The organism is Pantoea sp. X-Soil-TKNS-1280 (assembly GCF_059730475.1).
Genome location: NZ_AP035962.1, coordinates 1,513,216 through 1,537,384, shown reverse-complemented (window position 1 = coordinate 1,537,384; position 24,169 = coordinate 1,513,216). Strand labels below are relative to the sequence as shown.

At 55.2% G+C, this 24,169-nt stretch carries 18 protein-coding genes; 9 read left to right on the top strand and 9 right to left on the bottom strand.

Going from position 1 to position 24,169, the window contains the following annotated elements:
* Positions 1-219: 219 nt before the first annotated feature.
* Complete coding sequence (locus tag AC6I8X_RS07170; protein WP_497840796.1) at positions 220-594, bottom strand: hypothetical protein; 375 nt, start codon at positions 592-594, stop codon at positions 220-222.
* Between the two features lie 86 nt (positions 595-680).
* Here AC6I8X_RS07170 and ssuE point away from each other — a divergent pair, with 86 nt between their 5' ends.
* From ssuE to ssuB, 5 genes are read left to right on the top strand one after another with little or no spacing between them, the layout of a single operon-like run.
* Entirely contained in the window at positions 681-1,232 is a 552-nt protein-coding gene (ssuE, locus tag AC6I8X_RS07165) for an NADPH-dependent FMN reductase (protein ID WP_313687098.1), read from the top strand.
* 11 nt (positions 1,233-1,243) lie between these two features.
* Positions 1,244-2,200: a sulfonate ABC transporter substrate-binding protein gene (locus AC6I8X_RS07160; RefSeq protein ID WP_299446078.1), complete on the top strand. Its 957-nt coding sequence runs from the start codon at positions 1,244-1,246 to the stop codon at positions 2,198-2,200.
* A 10-nt stretch (positions 2,201-2,210) separates the two neighbouring features.
* Entirely contained in the window at positions 2,211-3,356 is a 1,146-nt protein-coding gene (gene ssuD / locus AC6I8X_RS07155; RefSeq protein ID WP_313690391.1) for an FMNH2-dependent alkanesulfonate monooxygenase, read from the top strand.
* A 10-nt stretch (positions 3,357-3,366) separates the two neighbouring features.
* Positions 3,367-4,152 (top strand): aliphatic sulfonate ABC transporter permease SsuC, encoded by a 786-nt coding sequence (gene ssuC / locus AC6I8X_RS07150; RefSeq protein ID WP_299446084.1) that lies wholly within the window; start codon positions 3,367-3,369, stop codon positions 4,150-4,152.
* Entirely contained in the window at positions 4,149-4,940 is a 792-nt protein-coding gene (gene ssuB / locus AC6I8X_RS07145; protein WP_299446087.1) for an aliphatic sulfonates ABC transporter ATP-binding protein, read from the top strand. Before ssuC ends, ssuB begins: the two co-directional genes overlap by 4 nt.
* 71 nt (positions 4,941-5,011) lie before the next feature.
* Here the strand turns inward: ssuB and pepN are convergent, their stop codons facing one another.
* Positions 5,012-7,627, bottom strand: coding sequence for an aminopeptidase N (gene pepN, locus AC6I8X_RS07140; RefSeq protein ID WP_313685272.1), 2,616 nt, complete (start codon positions 7,625-7,627; stop codon positions 5,012-5,014).
* Positions 7,628-7,858: 231 nt separating this feature from the next.
* Between pepN and pncB the strand changes: the two genes are divergently transcribed.
* The 4 genes from pncB to AC6I8X_RS07120 all read left to right on the top strand — a co-directional run bounded on the left by pncB (position 7,859) and on the right by AC6I8X_RS07120 (position 13,417).
* Positions 7,859-9,079: a nicotinate phosphoribosyltransferase gene (gene pncB / locus AC6I8X_RS07135; protein WP_313685270.1), complete on the top strand. Its 1,221-nt coding sequence runs from the start codon at positions 7,859-7,861 to the stop codon at positions 9,077-9,079.
* A 152-nt stretch (positions 9,080-9,231) separates the two neighbouring features.
* The gene (gene asnS, locus AC6I8X_RS07130) at positions 9,232-10,632 is read left to right on the top strand and encodes an asparagine--tRNA ligase (protein WP_084873720.1); all 1,401 of its coding nucleotides are present in this window, start codon (positions 9,232-9,234) and stop codon (positions 10,630-10,632) included.
* 300 nt (positions 10,633-10,932) lie between these two features.
* Positions 10,933-12,027 carry a porin OmpF gene (gene ompF, locus AC6I8X_RS07125; RefSeq protein ID WP_497840795.1) on the top strand — a complete coding sequence of 365 codons (1,095 nt, stop codon included), beginning with the start codon at positions 10,933-10,935 and terminating at the stop codon, positions 12,025-12,027.
* A gap of 199 nt (positions 12,028-12,226) precedes the next feature.
* Positions 12,227-13,417: an amino acid aminotransferase gene (locus tag AC6I8X_RS07120; RefSeq protein ID WP_313685266.1), complete on the top strand. Its 1,191-nt coding sequence runs from the start codon at positions 12,227-12,229 to the stop codon at positions 13,415-13,417.
* A gap of 98 nt (positions 13,418-13,515) precedes the next feature.
* On the opposite strand, the gene AC6I8X_RS07115 is transcribed toward AC6I8X_RS07120, so the two are convergent.
* The 7 genes from AC6I8X_RS07115 to cmoM form a co-directional block, all read right to left on the bottom strand.
* Entirely contained in the window at positions 13,516-14,145 is a 630-nt protein-coding gene (locus AC6I8X_RS07115) for an MBL fold metallo-hydrolase (RefSeq protein WP_084873717.1), read from the bottom strand.
* A gap of 36 nt (positions 14,146-14,181) precedes the next feature.
* Positions 14,182-14,733, bottom strand: a complete 552-nt coding sequence (gene mepK, locus AC6I8X_RS07110) for a peptidoglycan L,D-endopeptidase MepK (RefSeq protein WP_497840794.1) — start codon at positions 14,731-14,733, stop codon at positions 14,182-14,184.
* A gap of 188 nt (positions 14,734-14,921) precedes the next feature.
* Positions 14,922-16,730: a L,D-transpeptidase gene (ldtD, locus tag AC6I8X_RS07105; RefSeq protein ID WP_299446111.1), complete on the bottom strand. Its 1,809-nt coding sequence runs from the start codon at positions 16,728-16,730 to the stop codon at positions 14,922-14,924.
* Between the two features lie 156 nt (positions 16,731-16,886).
* Positions 16,887-21,353, bottom strand: a complete 4,467-nt coding sequence (gene mukB, locus AC6I8X_RS07100) for a chromosome partition protein MukB (protein ID WP_313685261.1) — start codon at positions 21,351-21,353, stop codon at positions 16,887-16,889.
* Positions 21,350-22,078 carry a chromosome partition protein MukE gene (gene mukE, locus AC6I8X_RS07095; RefSeq protein WP_313685259.1) on the bottom strand — a complete coding sequence of 243 codons (729 nt, stop codon included), beginning with the start codon at positions 22,076-22,078 and terminating at the stop codon, positions 21,350-21,352. The genes mukB and mukE overlap by 4 nt, the downstream gene beginning before the upstream one ends.
* Complete coding sequence (mukF, locus tag AC6I8X_RS07090; protein WP_084873712.1) at positions 22,059-23,381, bottom strand: chromosome partition protein MukF; 1,323 nt, start codon at positions 23,379-23,381, stop codon at positions 22,059-22,061. The genes mukE and mukF overlap by 20 nt, the downstream gene beginning before the upstream one ends.
* Before the next feature lie 11 nt (positions 23,382-23,392).
* The gene (gene cmoM, locus AC6I8X_RS07085) at positions 23,393-24,163 is read right to left on the bottom strand and encodes a tRNA uridine 5-oxyacetic acid(34) methyltransferase CmoM (protein WP_208714519.1); all 771 of its coding nucleotides are present in this window, start codon (positions 24,161-24,163) and stop codon (positions 23,393-23,395) included.
* Positions 24,164-24,169 lie beyond the last annotated feature (6 nt).

Below are 24,169 nucleotides of genomic sequence, written 5' to 3'. Positions count from 1 at the left end.
CACGGAATGCATCATCAAAAGAATCATTTAGCGCTAGCTTAATCAGAGCGCTGGCGTTTTGACAGTTCCGTTTTTTACCCGTACCTGACAGCAGGCAATTAAATGATTATCAGCCGTGAAGTATGCTGTTTTTATTTTTATCCTGTTGAGTTGTGGTTTACTTCCCGTTTCGGGATTAAATCTTGCCATTTGTAATTTAAGACAAAAATGCGTGAATATTCATCCCAGACACTTTTTTCCCAGACCAGGAAAAAATAGATAAATTTGATACCAGAAGAAACAAAAAGACATAAGTGCAACACAGAAGGTATCAATTTGATGATTGTTTTTATGGGAGATTCTCACCAGATTCTTTATATTGTCACGTTTCAATCTGGTATGGTGCAGACATCCCTTCTGCGCGGTGCCGATACACTTTTTATCCTTCTGTACACTTATAAAACCGCCAAAGCGCATTTTATTGCTTAAACGGAATGAATCATTTCTATTTTGTGACCGCAGGGTTTTCGGAATAGTCGTATCGCTCCTCTGCCATCCAATGATTGATAGCCCACCCATTTGCAGATTCCGGCTTACCATTACCGGATAAATCATTTAAGCCCCGCCCCCCGCTCTGTCAGGATTAAGCCATCAGTTCTCAATATCAGATAATCAATAACTTTTAGTTATAAGGAGTGACTATGCGGGTTATTACGCTGGCAGGCAGCCCTCGATTCCCTTCCCGTTCTACGGCGTTGCTGAGCCTGTGCCAACACACGCTGGAAGCGCGCGGTGTCGAAGTGATTCCCTGGAATATTCACAACTTTCAACCGGAAGATCTGCTCTATGCGCGTTTCGATTCCCCGGCACTGCAGGCACTGAAAGAGGACCTGGCAAGTGCCGAGGGCCTGATCGTCGCCACCCCGATTTATAAAGCTTCCTTTTCAGGCGCGCTGAAAACGCTGCTCGATCTGCTGCCAGAGCGAGCACTGGAGCACAAAGTGGTGCTGCCACTGGCAAGCGGCGGAAGCGTAGCCCATATGCTGGCGGTGGATTACGCCCTGAAACCGGTACTGAACGCCCTGAAAGCCCAGGAAGTGCTGCACGGCGTCTTCGCCGACGATAGCCAGATTAGCCATTATGACCGCCAGCCCGAGCTGGACCAATTGCTGGCCGCACGCATTGATGAAGCGCTGGATACCTTCTGGCATGCGTTGCATCGTCGCCATCAACCTTACGCTCAGGCCGTATAAAAGGAAGAGATATGAAAAGGACGCTATCGCGCTGGCTGGCTGGCCTTGCAATGGTATTGACGCTGAATGTCAGTGTGCATGCCGCAGAGGCACCCGCCCAGTTTCGTATTGGTTATCAAAAAGGTTCGGTCAGCATGGTGCTGGCAAAATCACACCAGATGCTGGAACAACGTTTTCCGCATACCCAGATTCAATGGATTGAGTTTCCCGCTGGCCCGCAAATGCTGGAAGCGTTGAACGTCGGCAGTATCGATCTTGGCAGTACCGGCGATATCCCGCCGATTTTTGCGCAGGCGGCAGGTGCCGATTTGTTGTATGTCGGAGCAGAACCGCCCAAGCCAAAAGCCGAGGTGATTCTGGTGCCGAAAGATAGCCCGATCCACAGCGTAGCCGAATTGAAGGGCCATAAGGTGGCGTTTCAGAAAGGCTCCAGCTCGCACAACCTTTTATTGCGCGCACTGGCGCAGGCCGGTCTGAGCTTCAAAGATATCCAGCCCACTTATCTGACACCTGCCGATGCCCGTGCCGCATTTCAGCAGGGTGATGTCGATGCCTGGGCGATCTGGGACCCCTATTACTCAGCCGCGCTGTTGCAGGGCGGCGTGCGCGTGCTGGCGGATGGCAGCAAGCTGAATCAAACCGGCTCATTCTATCTCGCCACACGTAAATTTACCGCAGCCAATGGCAATTTTGTGCAGCAGGTACTGCAAACCTTCAGTGACGCCGATGCCCTGACCCGCAGCCAGCGCGAGCAAAGTATTGACCTGCTGGCACAGGCGATGGGGCTGCCAAAACCGGTGATTGCCAGCTATCTCGATCATCGTCCACCCACCACCATTACGCCGGTCAGCGCCCATACGGCGCAGGCCCAACAACAAACCGCTGACCTGTTTTATGCCAATCATTTGATGCCGGTAAAAGTGAACATCGCCGATCGCATCTGGCAGCCACAGTCCGCCCAGCCTTAAGGAGTCAACAATGAGCGTATCCGTATTCTGGTTTCTTCCTACTCACGGTGATGGTCGCTATCTCGGCACGGCCGAAGGTGCACGTGCGGTTGATCATGCTTATCTGCAACAGGTGGCGCAGGCTGCCGACCGCCTTGGTTTTGGTGGCGTCCTGATTCCGACCGGGCGCTCCTGCGAAGACGCCTGGCTGGTCGCGGCGTCACTGATTCCGGTCACGCAACGTCTGCGTTTTCTGGTCGCGCTGCGCCCAGGGGTGATTTCCCCCACGCAGGCCGCGCGTCAGGCAGCGACCCTCGATCGCCTCTCCAATGGTCGCGTGTTGTTTAACCTGGTGACCGGTGGCGACCCGGAAGAACTGGAAGGTGACGGCGTGTTTCTTGATCACCGCGAGCGTTACGTTGAGTCCGCCGAATTTACCCGTATCTGGCGTCGGGTACTGGAAGGCGAAACCGTCGATTATGACGGCAAGCACGTCAAAGTCCGCGGTGCTCGCCTGCTGTTTAAACCGGTGCAACAACCGCGCCCACCGTTGTGGTTTGGTGGCTCCTCCGATGCCGCGCAGGATTTGGCCGCAGAACAGGTTGATGTCTATCTCACCTGGGGTGAACCACCGGCACTGGTGAAAGAGAAAATTGCCCAGGTACGTGCCAAAGCCGAGGCGCAGGGCCGCAAAGTACGTTTTGGCATTCGTTTGCACGTTATCGTGCGAGAAACCAACGAAGAAGCGTGGCGGGCAGCCGATCAGCTGATTTCTCATCTGGATGACGCCACCATCGCCAAAGCACAGGCAGGGTTCGCGCGTTACGATTCTGTCGGCCAGCAACGGATGGCGGCGCTGCACGGTGGCCGTCGTGACAAGCTGGAAGTCAGCCCGAATCTGTGGGCCGGGGTTGGCCTGGCGCGGACCGGTGCCGGTACGGCGTTAGTCGGTGATGGCCCGACAGTGGCCGCACGCATGCAGGAATATAGAGATCTCGGCATCGAGACCTTTATTCTCTCCGGCTATCCGCATCTGGAGGAAGCGTATCGCGTCGGTGAGTTGCTGTTCCCGCATCTTGACCTCGAAGTGCCGCAGATTCCTCAGCCGCGTAACATTCAGCCGCACGGTGAAGCCGTAGGGAATGACTATATGCCGCAGAAAGTCGCGCAGAGTTGAGGAGCAAATAATGTCCAGGAAACAGCTCAGTAACGCCTTCCTGCCGTGGTTGCTGCCAGTACTGCTGGTGGTGGTCTGGCAGCTGGCATCACAAATCGGGCTACTGTCGACGCGTATCCTGCCATCGCCGGAGAATATTTTGATCACTTTCTGGCGTCTCACCGCCAGCGGTGAACTGTGGCAGAACCTCGCCATCAGCAGCTGGCGCGCAGCGATTGGTTTCGGTATCGGCGGATCCATTGGCCTGGTGCTGGGTCTGATTACTGGCACTTCGCGCCTTGGGGAGCGCCTGCTCGATACCTCGGTGCAGATGCTGCGCAACGTGCCGCACCTGGCGTTGATCCCGCTGGTGATCCTGTGGTTCGGCATTGATGAGGCGGCAAAAATTTTCCTCGTCGCGCTCGGCACCATGTTCCCCATCTATCTCAACACCTACCACGGTATCCGTAATATCGATCGTGGTCTGGTGGAAATGGCGCGCAGCTATGGCCTCTCCGGCTGGAGCCTGTTTATTCAGGTGATCCTGCCCGGCGCGCTACCTTCCATCATGGTAGGCGTGCGTTTTGCGCTCGGCCTGATGTGGCTGACGCTGATTGTGGCCGAAACGATTTCCGCCAACTCTGGCATTGGCTATCTGGCGATGAATGCCCGTGAATTTTTGCAAACCGATGTGGTGGTGGTCGCCATCATTCTGTATGCCCTGCTCGGCAAACTGGCCGATGTCGCGGCACAACTGCTGGAACGCGTATGGCTGCGCTGGCATCCGGCTTATCAACTGAAGGAGGCTAACGCATGAGCACTGCAACCCTCACCCCGGCGCGCCTGAACAGCGGCACACCGGTGGGCGTTAACGGCGTCAGCAAACAATATGGCGACCGTACCATCCTGAATAATATCGACCTGCATATCCCGGCAGGACAATTTGTCGCGGTAGTGGGCCGCAGCGGCTGTGGCAAAAGTACCCTGCTGCGCCTGCTGGCCGGGCTGGAATCCACCACCCGCGGTGAATTGCTGGCGGGAAATGCCCCGCTGGCGGCCGCGCGGGAGGATACCCGCCTGATGTTCCAGGACGCCCGACTGCTGCCGTGGAAAAAGGTGATCGATAACGTCGGCCTTGGGCTGAAAGGCCGCGCCTGGCGTGAAAGTGCACGGGAAGCGCTGGAGGCAGTAGGCCTGGCGGAACGCGCCAATGAATGGCCAGCGGCGCTCTCTGGTGGCCAGAAACAGCGGGTGGCGCTGGCGCGTGCGTTGATTCATCGTCCCGGCCTGTTGTTGCTGGATGAGCCTCTCGGGGCGCTGGATGCGCTGACGCGTATTGAGATGCAGGGATTGATTGAATCGTTATGGCAGCAACATAACTTCACGGTGCTTTTAGTCACCCATGATGTCAGCGAAGCAGTCGCCATGGCGGATCGGGTGTTGCTGATTGAAGAAGGCCAGATCGGACTGGATTTAACGGTTGATCTGCCGCGTCCACGCCGTCGCGGCTCTGCCCGGCTGGCCGAGCTGGAAGCGGAAGTGCTGGATCGGGTAATGAAGCGCAGCGCCACTGAGCAACCGTTGCGGTTTGCGCAGCAACGTTAATGGAACCTGTAGCGGCGCAATTTATTGCGCTGTTTTAAAAGGCGCGCGATAAATCGCGCCGCTACGGTTAATTACGCATTCAGAGCTTTGGTGATCTTCTCGTACAAATCCCCGGACAGTTTATCCAGCCCTTTCAACGTCTCCAGCGCCTGACGCATCAGCGCCTGGCGGCCTGCATCGTAACGTTTCAGACGAATCAGCGGCTCGATCATGCGCGCAGCAACCTGCGGGTTACGCGTGTTGAGGTCGGTCAGCATCTCCACCAGGAACTGATAACCACTGCCATCTTTGGCATGGAATGCCGCTGGATTCGCCGAAGCAAACGCACCAATCAGTGAACGGATACGGTTCGGGTTGCCCATGGTGAAGGAACGATGATGCAACAGCGCCCGCACTTTGCTCAGGACGTCAGCCGCCGGGCTGGTGGCCTGCAACACGAACCATTTATCCATCACCAGGCCATCCTGATGCCAGCGCTCGTCATACGCCGCCAGTAACGCATCGCGGCACGGTAACTGAGCGGCAACCGCCGCAGACAACGCAGCCAGTGCATCGGTCATATTGGTGGCCTGCTGATATTGCGCCTGCACCAGCTGGTCAGCCTGTTCCGCATCGGCAAACGCCAGATAGCCCAGACACACATTCTTCAACGCGCGCTTACCGATTTCCGCATGCTCGATGTGGTATGCGCTGCTCTGATTGGCACGATAAACCGCCAGCAACTCATCACTCAGTTCTTTGGCCAGGGTGCGTACCAGCGCTTCACGGACTTCGGCAATCGCCTGTGGATCAATCACCTCAAACAACTCAGCGATTTCATTTTCTGACGGCAGTGACAGGATCAGCGCCATCAACGCCGGGTCACCCTGCTCATCCAGCAGCACCGCACGGAAAGCATCGGCCACATGCAGCGGCAGCGACAGCGGTTGCCCCTGCTGATGACGCGCCACATTCAGACGGATGTAAGTCGCCAGCAGGCTTTGCGCCGCATCCCAGCGCGAGAAATCGTTGCGCGCGTGACGCATCAGGAACGTCAGCTGTGCATCACTCCATTTATAGTCGAGCTTCACCGGCGCAGAGAATTCACGCAGCAGCGATGGCACCGGCTGGAAATAGACGTTATCAAACACGAAGCTCTGGAATTCTTCGGTTACGTTCAGCACATGGTGCACCGGATGACCATTATGTTGCAGCGGGATAACCTTGCCTTCGCCATCGTAAAGTTCGATATCCAGCGGGATATGCAGCGGCAGCTTTTCTTTCTGTTCGGCGGTGGGCGGCGTGTGCTGGGTCACATGAAGCGTATATTGCTCCAGCTCCGGGTTGTAATCATCACGCACCGTCAGCACCGGCGTACCCGCCTGGCTATACCAGCGGCGGAACTGCGACAGATCGACATTGGAAGCATCTTCCATCGCCTGAACAAAATCGTCGCAGGTAGCGGCACTGCCATCGTGACGCTCAAAATACAGCTGCATCCCCTTCTGGAAATTCTCTTCGCCCAGCAGGGTGTGCATCATACGGATCACTTCAGAACCTTTTTCATACACCGTCAGGGTGTAGAAGTTGTTCATCTCAATCACCTGATCCGGGCGGATGGGATGTGCCATCGGGCTGGCATCTTCAGCAAACTGCGCACCACGCATCACGCGGACGTTATCAATGCGATTGACCGCACGCGAGCCAAGGTCAGAGCTGAATTCCTGATCGCGGAACACCGTCAGCCCTTCTTTCAGGCTGAGCTGGAACCAGTCGCGGCAGGTGACACGGTTGCCGGTCCAGTTATGGAAATATTCGTGGCCGATCACCGCTTCAATGCCGAGATAATCTTTGTCGGTGGCGGTTTCTGCTTTCGCCAGCACATATTTAGAGTTAAAGACGTTGAGGCCTTTGTTCTCCATGGCGCCCATATTGAAGAAATCCACCGCGACGATCATAAAGATATCGAGGTCGTATTCGAGGCCAAAACGCTCTTCATCCCACGCCATGCTGTTTTTCAGCGAGGTCATTGCCCAGTCAGCACGATCCAGGTTGCCGCGATCGACGAAAATCTCCAGCGCCACATCACGCCCTGAACGGGTGGTAAAACTGTCGCGCAGTACGTCAAAATCACCGGCCACCAGCGCAAACAGATAACAGGGTTTCGGGAACGGATCCTGCCATTTCACCCAATGACGGCCATCTTCATGGCGACCGCTGTCCATCTTATTACCGTTGGACAGCAGGAACGGATAGCGTGCCGCATCCGCAATAATAGTGGTGGTAAAGCGCGCCAGCACGTCCGGGCGATCCAGATACCAGGTAATGTGACGGAAACCTTCCGCTTCGCACTGGGTACACAGCGCTTCACCCGACTGGTACAGCCCTTCCAGGGCGGTATTTTTATCTGGATGGATGTCATTGATGATGGTCAGGGTAAAGTTGTCTGGCAGCTGGCTCAGCACCAGCGCGCCCTCTTCCTCACGATAATGCGACCAGGCATTGTCATCTACCGCCAGTGACACCAGCGTGAGGTCTTCCCCGTCCAGACGCAGCTCGGCCTGGCTATTCCCTAAACGCTTCACCTGGCTTACGGCAGTGACGCGCGTGGTGGCCGCATCAAGCTCAAACGTCAGATCGATATCGGTGATGGTGAAATCAGGCGCACGGTAGTCGTGACGATATTTAATTTGCGGCTGTTGCGTCATAAATCCTTCTCGCATCGTTAAAATGTTTACCCGTCAAAGTCTAAGCGTGTTGCGCCTCAGTTGCCACGCACAATGCGTGCCTTAGCAGAAAATGCTACAATTTATTAACAATGGCACAAATGACCCTCGACCCGCTACCCGCAAATATGGTGTGATCGCGGTCTATTACTGTTTTATACTCCTGCGTCTTTATGACTTTGTTGAACACCGGGCTATGCTCCGCGGAAGAGGATGCTGAAACGCACCATGACAGGACACGCTTCCCCGATTTTGACCACGCTGCTTGATACCGATGCCTACAAGCTTCATATGCAGCAGGCCGTATATCATCGTTATTACGATGTCCCGGTCACGGCGGAGTTTCGCTGCCGTGGCGCTGAGTTGCTCGGCGTCTACGCGGACGAACTCCGTACCCATATCGATGCGATGCAATCCCTCGCCCTGAGCGAAGAGGAATATCGTTACCTTTCTGCCCTGCCCTTCTTTGACGCCGACTACCTCAGCTGGCTGCGCGATTTCCGCTTTAATCCCGGCCAGGTTGTGGTGCGTAATGACCACGGCAAACTCGCCATTCAGATTAGTGGTCCGTGGCGTGAAGTGATTCTGTGGGAAGTGCCGCTGCTGGCGCTGATCAGCGAAGTGGTGCACCATCATCGCACGCCGGACATTGGCGTCGATCAGGCGGTCACGCATCTGCAGCATAAGCTGGCTGATTTTCGGCAGAAAGTGGGCGATCTGGATATGTCCCGATTCCATCTGATGGACTTTGGCACCCGTCGCCGCTTTTCACAACCGGTGCAGGAGGCGATTGTCAGCACATTGAAACAGGATTTCCCGTGGCTGGTTGGCACCAGTAACTATGACCTGGCGCGCCGTCTGCAGCTCAACCCGGTCGGCACCCAGGCACATGAATGGTTCCAGGCGCATCAGCAGATTAGCCCGGTGCTTGCCAACAGCCAGCGCGCGGCGCTGCAATCCTGGCTGGACGAATATGATGACCAGCTCGGCATCGCCCTCACCGATTGCATCACCATGGATGCATTTCTGCGTGATTTTGGCCCCGGCTTTGCTCACCGCTATCAGGGCTTGCGCCATGATTCGGGCGATCCGGTGGAATGGGGTGAGAAAGCCATTGCACATTATCAGCGGCTGGATATCGACCCACGCAGCAAAACGCTGGTGTTCTCGGACAACCTCGACCTGGATAAAGCGCTGGCGCTGTACCGTCATTTTGGCCAGCGCGCCAATGTGGTGTTTGGTATCGGCACGCGTCTGACCTGCGATATTCCAGGGGTGACGCCGCTGAATATCGTGATCAAGCTGGTGAGCTGCAACGGCAAGCCGGTGGCGAAACTTTCCGACAGTCCAGGTAAAACCATCTGCCAGGATAAAGCCTTCGTACGGGCGTTGCGTAAAGCCTTTGACCTGCCGCTGGTGAAAAGAGCCAGCTGACCTTTATACAGCAGGGTGCCCGCACCCTGCTGTTCTGCAACAAATCTCCCCCTGACCCGGCAATTTTGCTTGTTTCCTGATGGCTCACAAGTAACATAGCAAAACCCCAAATGGGGGATTACATTACTTCATCTATATAAAGAGAGAAATTTATGAGCGTAGTGCCTGTAGCGGATGTACTACACGGCCGTGTCGCGGTTGACAGTGAAGTCACCGTACGTGGTTGGGTGCGTACCCGAAGAGATTCCAAAGCCGGTCTTTCCTTTATCGCCGTTTATGACGGTTCCTGCTTTAATCCCGTTCAGGCTGTCGTCAATAATTCTCTGAATAATTATCAGGACGAAGTGCTGCGTCTGACCACCGGTTGCTCGGTCATCATTACCGGCAAAGTGGTGGAATCACCGGGCGAAGGCCAGGCGTTTGAATTGCAGGCCACCAACGTGGAAGTGGTTGGCTGGGTTGACGATCCGGACACCTACCCGATGGCGGCGAAACGCCACAGCATCGAATACCTGCGTGAAGTGGCGCACCTGCGTCCGCGCACCAACCTGATTGGCGCAGTCGCGCGTGTCCGCCATACCCTGGCCCAGGCACTGCATCGCTTTTTCCATGAGAATGGTTACTTCTGGGTTTCCACGCCGCTGATCACTGCGTCCGATACCGAAGGTGCTGGCGAAATGTTCCGCGTTTCGACGCTGGATCTGGAAAACCTGCCACGCGACCCGCAGGGCAAAATTGACTTCGATAAAGACTTCTTCGGTAAAGAAGCCTTCCTGACCGTATCCGGCCAGCTCAACGGTGAAACCTACGCCTGCGCGCTGTCGAAGGTCTACACCTTTGGCCCGACCTTCCGTGCCGAAAACTCCAATACCAGCCGCCATCTGGCCGAATTCTGGATGCTGGAGCCGGAAGTGGCATTTGCCACCCTGGATGATGCAGCAGCGCTGGCTGAAGCCATGCTGAAGTACGTGTTTAAAGCGGTGCTGGAAGAACGTGCCGACGATCTGGCGTTCTTTGCCGAGCGCGTAGACAAAGATGCGATTTCGCGCCTGGAACGTTTTGTTAATGCAGATTTCGCGCAGGTGGACTACACCGATGCCATCGAGATTCTGCTGAAAAGCGGCCAGAGCTTCGAAAACCCGGTCGCCTGGGGCGTGGATTTGTCGTCAGAACACGAGCGTTATCTTGCCGAGCAACACTTCAAGGCTCCGGTGGTGGTGAAAAACTATCCGAAAGATATCAAAGCCTTCTATATGCGTATGAACGAAGATGGCAAAACCGTTGCGGCGATGGATGTGCTGGCGCCGGGCATTGGTGAAATCATCGGTGGTTCACAGCGTGAAGAACGTTTGGATGTGCTGGATGCCCGCCTCGCTGAGATGGGTCTGAACAAAGAAGATTACTGGTGGTACCGTGACTTACGTCGTTACGGCACCGTGCCGCACTCCGGTTTCGGTTTAGGTTTCGAACGGTTAATCGCCTATGTCACCGGCGTACAAAATGTAAGGGATGTTATCCCCTTCCCACGTACACCGCGTAACGCCAATTTCTAAAATCCGCGATTAATTATAAGTAATTCATATATATAACGAGGTCGGCTTTGCCGGCCTTTTTTTATTTTTGTAAATTTAGAGTTCTCTCACAAAGTTCCCGATCTTTTACATTTTGTAATACATATTTTCTTTTTGATACCTAATTGCGAGATTAGTAGCATTTTCGGGGTAGAATTACCAACTCTGGGATGGAAAGATGCGTGCAGACACAGGAGACACCAAACTTCTTTCAAGGTTCCCGTAAAGGTTTCTTGACGGCAGTGGCAGGTGTCCAAATAACTCCAATGAGGGTAATAAAAAATGATGAAGCGCAACATTCTTGCAGTGGTTATCCCTGCTCTGTTAGCTGCTGGTGCAGCAAACGCAGCAGAAATCTACAACAAAGATGGCAACAAATTAGACCTGTACGGTAAAGTTGATGGTCTGCATTACTTCTCTGACGACTCAAGCAACGACGGCGACCAGTCTTACGTGCGCTTCGGTTTCAAAGGTGAAACTCAGATCACCGACCAGCTGACCGGTTACGGCCAGTGGGAATACAACATCCAGGCTAACAACTCTGAAGGCGGTTCTGACGCGCAAACTGGCAACAAAACCCGTCTGGGCTTTGCTGGTCTGAAATTCGCTGACGCGGGTTCTTTCGACTACGGTCGTAACTACGGCGTTGTTTACGACGCAATCGGCTGGACCGACATGCTGCCGGAATACGGCGGTGACTCTGGTTACTCTGACAACTTCATGGCTGGCCGTTCTACCGGTCTGGCAACTTACCGTAACACCAACTTCTTCGGTCTGGTTGACGGCCTGAACTTTGCTCTGCAGTACCAGGGCAAAAACGACCGTACTACTGACCCGCGTCGTGCGAACGGTGACGGCTGGGGTACTTCAATCTCCTATACCTCTCCGATCGGTGTTGGCATCGTAGGTGCTTATGCATCAAGCGATCGTACCACTGAACAAAACCAGATGACCTTTGGTAACGGTGACAAAGCTCAGCAGTGGGCAACTGCGCTGAAATATGACGCGAACAACGTATACCTGGCAGCAATGTACAGCGAAACCCATAACGCGACCTACATCAGCCAGAGCGATGCTGCAGGTAACACCCTCGGTACCGGTTTTGCTAACAAAACTCAGGTTATCGAATTCGTTGCTCAGTACCAGTTCGACTTCGGCCTGCGTCCGTCTGTTGCCTACGTTCAGTCTAAAGGCAAAGACATCGAAGGTATCGGCGATGCTGACCTGTACAAATATGCTGAAGTGGGCGCAACCTACTACTTCAACAAAAACATGTCTACCTACGTAGACTACAAAATCAACCTGCTCAACGATGACAACCCGCTGGGTCTGAACACCGACGATATCGTAGCAGTTGGTCTGGTTTACCAGTTCTAATCACCCGATTAGCAACGCGTAATACCTTAAAACGGAGCCTGATGGCTCCGTTTTGCTTTTCAGTGATCCGCCTCGCAATAAGCAGCATTAATCCCAGCCACGCCATTATTTCTTTTTCGTCTCAACGGTTGGCAAGTGTGCCGACTGACGCTAACCTGATAGCTCATTTTGCTAAAGTTCACGCAACTGGACCTCACTCATGTTTGAATCGATCTCTGCCGCACCCGCCGATCCTATCCTTGGTCTGGCCGACCTGTTTCGCGCCGACGACCGCCCGAATAAAATCAACCTTGGCATTGGTGTGTATAAAGATGAAACCGGTAAAACTCCGGTACTCACCAGTGTAAAAAAAGCTGAGCAATATTTGCTGGAAAACGAAACCACCAAAAATTACCTCAGCATTGATGGCCTGGCTGATTTCGCGCGTTGTACCCAGGAACTGCTGTTTGGCAAAGAGAGCACGCTGGTGACCGCCGGACGAGCCTGTACGGCTCAAACACCGGGTGGTACGGGTGCGTTGCGTGTAGCGGCAGATTTCCTCGCGAATCAGACCAGCGTGAAGCGCGTGTGGGTCAGCAATCCAAGCTGGCCGAACCACAAAAATGTGTTTAACGCAGCGGGCCTCGAAGTCTGTGATTATCAGTATTACGATGCGGCCAACCATACGCTGGATTTCGACGGCATGGTCGCATCCCTGCGTGAAGCCAAAGCGGGTGATGTGGTGCTGTTCCACGGCTGCTGCCACAACCCTACCGGTATCGATCCGACAGCAGAACAATGGCAGCAACTGGCTGCGTTGTCTCAGGCTAACGGCTGGCTGCCGTTGTTTGACTTCGCCTACCAGGGCTTTGCCCGTGGTCTGGATGAAGATGCAGAAGGCTTACGCATTTTTGCTGCTTCGCATCAGGAGCTGATTGTTGCCAGCTCTTACTCGAAAAACTTTGGTCTGTACAACGAGCGCGTTGGTGCGCTGACGCTGGTGGCCGCGAACAGCGATGTGGCAAAAACCGCGTTCAGCCAGGTGAAATACAGCATTCGCGCCAACTACTCCAACCCGCCAGCCCACGGCGCAGCCATCGTGGCAACCATCCTCAGTAACGATGCCCTGCGTACCATCTGGCAGCAGGAGTTGACTGATATGCGCCAGCGCATTCAGCGCATGCGTCAGCTGTTCGTTAACACATTGGCTGCGAGCGGCGCGCAGCAGGATTTCAGCTTTATCATCAAACAGAACGGCATGTTCTCGTTCAGCGGCCTGACAAAAGATCAGGTGGTGCGTCTGCGTGAAGAGTTCGGCGTGTATGCGGTGAATTCCGGTCGCGTTAACGTCGCCGGGATGACGCCAGACAATATGTCGGCGTTGTGCGAAGCGATTGTGGCAGTGCTGTAAGGATTCACCCGTAGCGGCGCGATTTATCGCGCAATTCCGTGCGCGTTGTACGAAAAAGACGCGCGATGAATCGCGCCGCTACGGTTATGCATGCAGTTTTATTGCAGAAACGGGTTACTGATACGTTCGCGGCCCAGCGTGGAAATCGGTCCATGCCCCGGAACGAAGGTCACATCATCGCCCAGCGGCAGAAGTTTGGTTTTAATCGCCGCGATCAAATCGCTATGGCTTCCCTGGGGGAAATCGGTCCGGCCAACGCCACCGTTAAAGATCACATCCCCGGAGATCAGCAGACGACCGGCACGATCGAAAAATACGATATGGCCCGGCGTATGACCAGGGCAATGCAACACTTCCAGCGTCACCTCACCGACCTGCACCGTTTCCCCCTCTTCCAGCCAGCGATCGGGCGTCAGGGGCGCACATTCCGGCAAACCAAACATCTGGCTCTGTACCGGCAATCCATCCAGCCAGTATTTATCGCGTAACTGTGGTCCGATAATCGGCACCTGAAAATGGGCCGCCAGCTCGGCCGCCGCGCCGACATGATCGAGATGTCCATGCGTCAGCAGTATCTGTTGCGGGGTAATGCCACGCTCTGCCAGCACCGCGATAATGGTGGCGGCATCGCCACCCGGGTCCACCAGCGCGGCCTGCTGGGTATCATCTCCCCAGATAACTGAACAGTTCTGGGAAAATGCCGTGACCGGAATAATGAGGTAGTTCATAGCGCTCCATGACCGACACACGCAGCGCTGCCGGTATCAGGACCAGTGCCTTACAGGACCAGTGTCAATGTGAACAAAGTTGCTGCGCGGGTAATATCCTACACCACCTGCACGCAGAGATAACGCCGCTTTGCGAACATTGTTCAGGTCAATGCCTTCGATATGAAAATCCATCGCCTGGCCTTTGGTGTGATAACTGTGTTTCGCCACCCCCGGGCCGGACTCGCGCAGCATATTATTGGTGGCGATGGTGCGGTAACCCGACACCAGCTGAATCGGTTTACGCGTACCCAGCAACGCCTGCAGGCGATAAATCTGGTCAAACAGATGCGGGTCAATCTTTCTCATCTGATTGGCACGATAGTCACGGAAAAAGTGATTTAAGCGAGCTAACTCATCCTTGTCATAACTCTTGCCGTTAAAAAACTCCGTTTTAAGGGTTTCACCGGTGTGAAGGTTATTGAGCGTCAAAATTCGTGGACGGGAGGTGGAAAGCGAGGCCAGTGCTGAGCCAGGCAGCAGTGACAGGCCTGCGGCGGCCCCTCCGATCAGGAGCAATTTACGACGCTGAGAATCAAAATTAGCCATTAAGCGGGTTTACCTGAGATTAAAGCGATAAAAAATGTGTAAAAAGCACACAAGGCGGAACATTAACCGCAGCAGTAAACGCAGTCAACCCGTGGCCGGGAACAGAAAGGCCAAAACCAGCCCGACATCACTTATTCGGAACTGGTTTTGGAATTTTTAAATAGCGGGGAGTATCGATAAATCAATCACTAGAGCAGCAACTGTCCGGCTTTCACCAATACCTGGCTGCCAGAACGCGCTGGATTATCATAATTGTAAATATCTGTACGATACTGCGGTTGACCATCATCCGCCACCCAGGCTGTCAGATAGTACAGATTAACCGGGATCCGGTGGCGAATCGGCACATATCGCGTGTTGCCTTCCTTCAGGGTGTCGGAGATGCGACTGTCATTCCAGCCCGCGTCCTGCAACAACAAATCAGCCAACTCCGACGCCTTATTCACGCGAACACAGCCGGAACTGAGGGCACGGATATCACGCTGGAACAGGTTATGGTTTGGTGTATCGTGCAGATAAATCGCATCCGAACTGGGCATATTGAATTTGTAGCGACCCAGCGAATTCATTGCCCCGGGCGACTGCCGTATGCGATACGGAAAGCTGGCAGCCGATACCATTCTCCAGTCGATCATCGACGGATCGATCACCTCAGCATCCTCACTCCAGCCAGACAGCAAGATAAAGCCGTGCTTGTAGAGATAGCTCGGATCCTGTTTGACCTTCGGCACAATGTCCTGACGCACCAGTGAGGTTGGCACATTCCACGGCGGATTCAGCACCACGTTATTCAGCGCGCTGCGCATCAGTGGGGTTTTACGATCGGGACGGCCAACAATCACCCGTGACGACAGGATGGTGGCACCGTTGTTGTAGTAGGTCAGCGAATAGTTGGGGATATTCACCATGATGCCGTTATGCATATCATCCGGCAGCAGGCGTAAACGTTGGATATTCAGTGCCAGCAGCGCAGCGCGCATTTGCGGCGACACATTGAGCCATTCACGGGTACGTGGACCAATCGCCCCATCATCAGCCAGTCCCTGCCAGTGCTGGAAACGTTTTACGCCATCTACCAGCGCCGTATCATAGACATTATTGGTGGACTGCCCCGGATTTGCCGCTACATTGCCCAACGGCTGCGGTGCCTGGGCGGGCAAATCATTGACGCTGGTAGCCGAAGGGCTGACAGCGACCGGCTGCTCGCTCTGGCTCACCGGCACTGGTGCAGTAGGCACCGCATCGTCTGCTGGCGTTGGCGTCGCGCTATGGCCGGTCAGCATACCGGTGCGTTGCAAAATCTCGCGCAGCGCGGGGATATCATTGCTGATCTGGCCGGGACGCAGCGTGCCGCTATCGCGCAACTGCGGCCATGGGCGATTGTCAGTCAGCAGGGTTTTCAGCGCAGCATGCATCGGCCGGTATTGCGGATGCTGTGGCTCCAGCGACGTCACAAAGCTGCGGCTGCCACCGCCGTTCACCGCGTTCTGCCATTGATTAATGACCGCCACCGTCGGCATGGCCATTTTGTAAGGCACGTTGCTGTATAACCAGGTCTCACCCTGGGTGGGGACATTCGAGACAAATTGCAGATAGCCCAGCATGGCATCGCTTAACACAATATCACGCGCCATCCCTTTGATTTCCGGGTTGGTTAACAGTCCCACCCAGCGGGTAAACTGCGGCTGCACTCCGGAAAGCGCCACTTCCGCCAGCTGCTGCTGGAACGCCTGCACGGCAGCCCGGTCCTGCCACAGCGGCGCCATATTACGCGCCGCATAAATGCCTGCCAGACCGGGCAGATAGAACGGTTGTTCGCTGGGGCTGAAAGCCTGCTGAATCTGATGCTGACTGGCCGCAACGGTCATGGTGCGATGCGTTGTGCCGGGCAGCGCCGCGATAATCGCCGCGTGGCTGGTAGCCAGTGGCGACAATACCAGTGACAAACTGAGTGCTATTGCAGCACGATTGAATCTGCTTTTATTATTCAGCAACATCCCTGCCCCCTTCTCGCCTAAGTCACAGCCGACTCGCTTATGCTGTGTACGACCTTATACATATTTTTGAGTATACAAATAAAAACGGCATTTGCATCAGGCTGCAAATGCCGTTTACACATTAACCGTAGCGATGAATTTTAACCAGATTCAACGTTAGGAATTTTCTGTTTCCAGGTCGATATCACTGTTCTCGCGTTTTACCGGCGCCGGATCAGCCGAGAAGCCGCGCAGGCCCACCACATGGACATGCTCGGTGTTGTTGAACACCTTACGCACCAGTTTATAGGTAGTCCCTTTTTCCGGGCTGATATTTTCCGGCGCAGCGATCACCAGCTGCATCTCCAGACGCTCACACAGCTCAAACAGAGTGGCGATGGATCGTGCATCGAGACGTGCCGCTTCATCAAGGAACAGCAGACGACACGGCGAGATATCTTTACCGCGCAGACGGCGAGATTCCTCTTCCCAGCTCTGCACCACCATCACCAGAATCGACATCCCGGTACCGATGGCTTCACCGGTAGAAAGCGCGCCACTTTCCGCACGTAACCAGCCATCAGAGCCACGGTTAACTTCGACTTCCATCTCCAGATAGTTGCGATAGTCGAGCAGCTCTTCACCGATGGTTTGCGGCGTACGCTGGCCCATATCGATCTGCGGATTCAGACGCTGGTACAGCTTCGCCAGCGCTTCTGAGAAGGTCAGGCGATTGCTGTTGAACAGATCCTGGTGTTGTTCGTGTTCTTCCGACAGCGTATCCAGCAGCATGGAATGGGTTTCGCGCACGTTAACGTTAAGACGCACGCTGCGCACCTGACCGAAGCTGACCGCCTGCAGACCCTGGTTAAGCTGACGAATACGGTTCTGTTCACGCTGAATGGTTTTACGGATGATATTGGCGACGCTGCGCGAACTGATCGCCAGCGTCTGCTCACGCGCCATCAGTTCTTCCGTCAGACGATTCAGCTCAATCTCCATCTGCTCGATGGCTTCCACCGGATCATCCGTACGAATGATGTCCTGGCGGATACGCTCGCGCAGATGCTGATACACCGCAATAAAGAACTGAATTTTACGTTCCGGGCGTTTGGGGTCTTCCGACATGCGCAACACATCGCGCAGATGTTCGTTATCCGCCACCGCCAGACGCAGTGCACCCAACGCTTTATCCGACATGGAACGCAGCTCATCACCGCTCAGGTAGGCCAGTTCCCGACGATGCAGACGACGCTCGACGCCATTTTCTTTCACCAGACGCAATACGGTACACCAGCCTGCTTTGGCGCTCACCACCTGCTCGCGCATCTGATGATAATCGCGCTCCAGCTTACGCAGTTTCTTCTGCAGTCCGTCCATTTCGGCTTCGCAGAACGTCAGCTGTTTTTCCAGCTGATTACGACGCGCACGGTTATGGCTCAGCGCGGTATACAGTTCATCACGACGGGCGCGGGCGCGTTCTTCCGCGCTGGCATCCGCATGAACACCGATGTCCTGCATCTCCTGCTGCAACTCTTTCAGCATGTCGCGCTTGGCGTCATAAGAGCTTTTCAGTGATGCCAGCACCTGCGAGTACTGCGTCAGCTGCGCCTGATGCTCGCGCAGGCGTTCACGGGCGCGGCTGCGCTCGCCTTCCGCCTGCTCAAGACGCTGACGCAATTTCTCGTTCAGGTCGCTGTTGCCGGTCAGCATGCCCGCTGAATCGACATAGCTGAAGTGAGCACGACGCTGCACCACTTCGGTCAGCGCAAATGCCTGCTGGCGCGTTTCGCGCTGCAGCTGCTGCGCCTGCTGATAGTCACGCTCCAGCTGATCGTGCTGCTGCGGATCGCTCTGCAACACCGCCACCAGCGGTTCCAGCTTCGCCAGTTTATTACCGTGCTGATGCAGGAAACGTGCGGCTTCCTGGGCTTCATCAACGCGCTCACGGATCTCTTCACAACGGTCAGCCAGCGTATCGTCCAGCAACAGCGTAACGCGTGGCAACAGGCGATTCAGCTGGGCCACGCCCTCGCGCGCCTGCTCGTACTGCATACGTTGCTGCTGGTTGTCGTTTTCATGCTGACTCAGCGCGCGTTCCAGTTCACCACGACGGCTATTCAGCTGGCGAATCAGCGCTTCCGGATCTTCATCAAACGCCACCGCCAGATGGCTGCCGATAAAGCGGCTGAAGGATTGGTGCAGACGCTGGGTTTTCTGTACATCAAACGACAGCGTGGCATAGCGTTCCGCCAGCTGATCGCGTTCGTTATTCAGCAACTCCAGCTGGTTTTCACGCGCGGCGCGGCCAAATAACGGCACTTTCGGGAAGCGAGAGTAACGCCACTGACGTTCCGCCACCTTCACCACTACCGCGTTTTCCAGCTCATCAACGCCGAATACGCTGTCATCAAATGACTGCGGGTCCCCTTCGATCAGATAGAGGTCTTCCGGGCAATCTTCCAGACCATTCAGCAACTCGCGTACCAGTGATAAATCCGGTACCACGATGGCATGGCGTGACGGACCATACAGCGCCGAGAAGTAAGGCGCATCATCCAGCGTCACATCATCATAAATTTCCGACAGCAACACGCCGCCAAAACGCTCGGCCAGCTGGGTCAGACGCGCATCTTCCGCACCGCCAGGTTGGCTTAAGCGTTCGATTTGTTTCTCGATTTCACGTTTACGCGCCGCCACTTCATCACGTTCGACGGTGGTTTCACGCTCGCGCTCCAGCAGCTGCTGCATAAATTCGGTGATTTGCTGGCTGCTGGTCAGCTGCTGGCCGGTTTGTTCGCTCAGCTGGGTCAGGATCTCCTGCGCAGCCAGCCAGTGCGGCGCACGAGCGGTCAGCGCGGTGATGCGTTCACGTAGTTGCTCCAGCTCCTGACGCATCAGCATGCGACGCTCACCGGCATCGGCGACGCTGGTACTCAGCTGTTCAATCTGCGCTTCCAGCTCACGCTGCAAACCTTCGAGGGCATCGGCATCATATTGCTGCCCCTGACGCTTACAGAATTCCGCCAGCAAACGCTCCGCTTCATTCTGCTCACGCAGGCGCTGCTCCAGTTCATTGAGGCGCAAGCGCAGCGAGGAAAGTTGTTCCGCATGATGACGCTGGTTGGCGGCATCACGCAGCAATTCACGGCCAACCTGCCAGGCATCCTGACGATTTACCTCACCGGCAATGCTGGTGACCAGCGTCAGCGCCTGTTCAAACTGGCTGTGCGCCGCTTCGGCAACGCTCAGCTTCTGTTCCAGGCGCAGCAGTTGTTCCGTCGCTTCTTCTTCACGCGCCTGGAAGGTTTCCTGCCATTCAGCGGCATTGTCGATGGTCAGATCGGCAAGCTGGCATTGCGCACGCGCTTTTTCCAGCGCCTGCAAGGCCTGCTGATACTGAATAGCACGGGTTTGCTGCACATCAAGCGCCTGCTGAAAATCGGCCAGCTGGCTTTTCAGCTCATCGACTTCCACTTCCGCTGCTTCGGCACGCGCTTCATTTTCTTCATGCACTTCACGTGCTTCGGCTACCACCTCATTCTGTTCTTCGAGGCGGTACGTCAGCTCTTCCAGATCGGCATCATAGCGCTCGATCTTTTCCTGCTGACGCATCGCCGTCTGTACCAGATTCAGGTGATCGCTGGCAGCCTGATAATCGGTTTCCAGATCGCTTTCGGCACCCGAGTGTTCCGACAACTCGCGCGCCATTTCAATGTGGCGATACTGTTCCGAAGCCAGCTGGTTACGGCTGGTAAACAACTCGTTACGCAGCTGCAAGGCACCATCAAGATGGATGCGACGTTCGTTGGCGTGACGCATGTAGTCCGCTGAAACGTAGCTGGTGGCTTCCGAGATCAGATGCTTAAACAGGTCGCGGTCAGATTGGGTGACGCGAATCGCTTCCAGCGTCATACGGTTTTCACGCAGTGCGGCTTCCATATCCTGGAAGGCCTTACGCACCCCGCTGTTTTCCGGCAGCAGGTAATCACGCAGCGATCGGGTAATGGCGCTGGAGATACCGCCGTACAGCGAGGCTTCAATCAGACGATAGAACTTGCTGCGATCGCCAGCAGTACGCAGGCGACGCGGCACCACGCCAAGCTCAAACAGCGTGGCGTGGTAATCGGTTACCGAGCTGTATTGGCGGAACTGCACACCTTCCTGCGCTTCCACCCGATCTTTCACTTCCGCCAGCGGCAAGACACGCGCCTGACGGCTGCCGAGGATCTCGGTCAGCATATCGGTCGGCTGAGTATCGGTGGGCAAGCCATGAATGCTGAACGGCTTGATATCCACCTTCTTGTCACGCCCGGCCACCTGTTGCAGACGCACCCCAACCACCACGCGCTGATGGCGTGAGTTGACCACATCCAGCACCGCATAGCAGACACCGGCCCGCAACTTACCGTGCAGACCTTTATCACGCGAACCGGAGGTTGCACCGGCCTCGGTGGTGTTACGGAAATGCAGCAGCGTCAGATCCGGGATCAACGCCGTGACAAACGCCGCCATGGTGGTCGATTTACCGGCACCGTTACCGCCCGACAGGGTGGTCACCAGCTCATCAAGATCAAAGGTACGGGCAAAGAAGCCGTTCCAGTTAATCAGGGTTAGCGAACGAAATTTACCGCGTTCAATCATGCCTGCTCATCCTCCGCGTTATCACTCGCTTCGCTCTCGGCGTCGTTATCGTTTTCATCGCTGTCCGGGGCAACGCTGGCGTTTTCCAGCGTCATGGCTTCGCCATCGCGAATCAGACGCAGCTGCGCTTCGCGGGCATCATCACCACTGCGCACATCGGCACCGAAACGAAACACCGATTCGGTAATGCGAAATTTGCTGCTGTCATTGCCCATAAACCACACCATGCCGAGACGGCGCAGGCGGTTGAGCGATGCGCGCATCTTCTCCTGCAATTTGGCACGGTCAAGATCGGAGCCGGTGGAGCGCTGGTTAACCAGCTTGAGCAATTTGCTCTCGTCCGCCAGCGACAGTAGTTCGTCGTACAATTCCTGCTGGGTGAAGATGCCTTCATTCGCCAGACGTTCCGGGCTGAGATAGAGGAAACAGAGGATTTTCCCCACCATCATATCCAGCTCGGACAGCACCGAACGCGGGATCAGCGTGGTCGAACGCGGGCGCAGGTAGAAAAATCCTTCCGGCGCACGAATCAGTTCCACGTTATAACGCGCGTAAAACTCTTCCAGATATTCCTGGTAATCCATCAGGAATGCATGATTATCCAGCTCTTCGATGCCAATGTGGCGTCCCGCGCGTAACTGGCTATCGAGCGCGGGGAAAATGGGATTTGCCAGTGCCTGAGCCAGTTTGACTGGCATCACTTGTTCAATATTTGTCGATGACATGTGCCTGCACCTTGGCTCCGTATTCATTAATGGTCTGCCATTCCGCAGGCAGACCGGCTAAATCGGCTTCGGCCACGCCGAGGCGAACCGCCTGATCAATCACGATGCGCGCCAGATCAAAGTGGCGGGCACGCGGATATTGCGACAGATAATCGCGCATCACCGTGGCAAGGTTGAGTGGTCGCTGCTCCTGCCGGTACACCTGCAGGGCTTCTTCAATCATTGCGGCCAGTTGCTCACGAATTTCGTTAAACTCTTCGTATTCCAGCTCGGGCGGCAGTTCCCCCATCACCTCGTCGTTGCGCAGCGTCATCTCTTCATCACGCATATCAAACAGACGGTCGGCGTTGGCGTAGGTCAGCGCCCACGGCTGGTCGAAATAGTTTTGCACCGACAGACGCAAACGCTGCGCAAATACGCGGTTTTTGTCCATGTCGATGGCGGTACGAATAAATTTATGGACGTGGCGATCATAGCCAATCCACAGGTCAATAGCCTGCTGGCCCCAGCTGATAATGCGGTCCAGCTTACTTTGCAGATCAAATACCAGCTTATCGACAAAGCCCAGGTCCGGGCTGCTCAGGGTGGCGTCCTGAATACGCAGCAGATTGGCCTGTAATTTATCGCCCGCTGCCTCCAGCGTATCCTGCAATTCACGCAGCGTGCCGGAGGTTTCTGACAGCAGCATTTCACAGCTGGAAATCGCCGCACGCCAGTCTTTGTTCAGCAGATCGGCGATATCGGTTTTCACCGCCTGCTGCTGTTCATCCATCAGGCGCTGCGTCATATCGATGCTGTCGAAAATTTCCGCCACCGAATATTTCAGTGGCGCAAATACGTTACGGTGCCAGTGAAATTCATCACCATCCTCTTCGGCAGCATCGGCAGCGCGTTTCAGCTCCTGCGCCACGATCGACAGCTGCATCGAAAGACGCAGAGTCGAAAATTCGCGCTGGCGGATGTAATAGTCAGTGATGCCGATGGCCAGTGGCGTCAGACGGTAAATAGCATTGCCTTCCGTCAGTTCGCTGGTAAAACGGTTAAGCAGACGCTGCCGCACCATATCGTTGATGGCGTTGTTGGCACGCACCTGTACGGTTTCGTGGGTTTGTTCGAACGCTTTGCTGACATGACGAAATGCGTCAATCAACTCACCTTCACTCATTTCGCCATCCATCCGCTCACCGTTTAAGGTGGCGATAGCCAGCAAAAAGGCCAGACGTTCTACCGGCAGCGCAAGCGAAAAATCGTTCTTGCGCGCCCATGCCACCAGTTCGGGCACCGTCTGGGAAAATTCGCTCATAGTTGGTCCTTCTACCTGGGTTTGCGCGCGGTCACGTGGATATAGCGCCCTAAACTCAAAAAGGGCTCCTGGCGACAGTAGCGCCGTTCCATCTCAATAATGGACTCAACGTCTTTCAGGGCGGCGGCCTGCTCTTTCATGTAGTCACAAAAGACGCGAATGCCAGCGCGCTGTTCAATCTCAAAGCCACAGTCAGCCAGCCAGCGATAAACTTCTTCGGGATCGCGGGGGTAATCAGGCGACAACGTGCGCTTTTTGCGTTTGGACATATTGGCCTGCAGATAGCCAAAATTGCCGAGGGTGAGCAGGCGCAGAGTTAAGGCATGGCGATTAAAAAACATCAGCGACAATACCCCACCCGGCTTCAGGGTGCGCCATAACGCCTGTAATACTTCCTCGGGCTGCGCGACCCATTCCAGCACAGCGTGAAACAATACCAGATCAACTGGCTTATCCAAATGTTCGCCGACCTGTTGTGCGCTAATTTGTTTGAATTGCATGTTGTGGCTCACACCCTCGGCAAGTGCGTGCGCCTCAGCCAGCTTCAGCATCTCGGCAGAAAGGTCGCACAGGACCACCTGATGCCCGCGCGCGGCCAGGCCGCTGGAGATTTGCCCTACACCACCACCCGCATCCAGCACCGACAGCGGCCCGGCGGGCAGCGTCGGCAGTAGCGCATCCAGCTCATCCCACAGGATCGCCTGGCGCACCATGCCTTTTTTGGTGCCATAAATGTTCTTTGAAAATCTCTCCGCGAGATCGTCAAAGTTACGATCCTGCATGCTGGT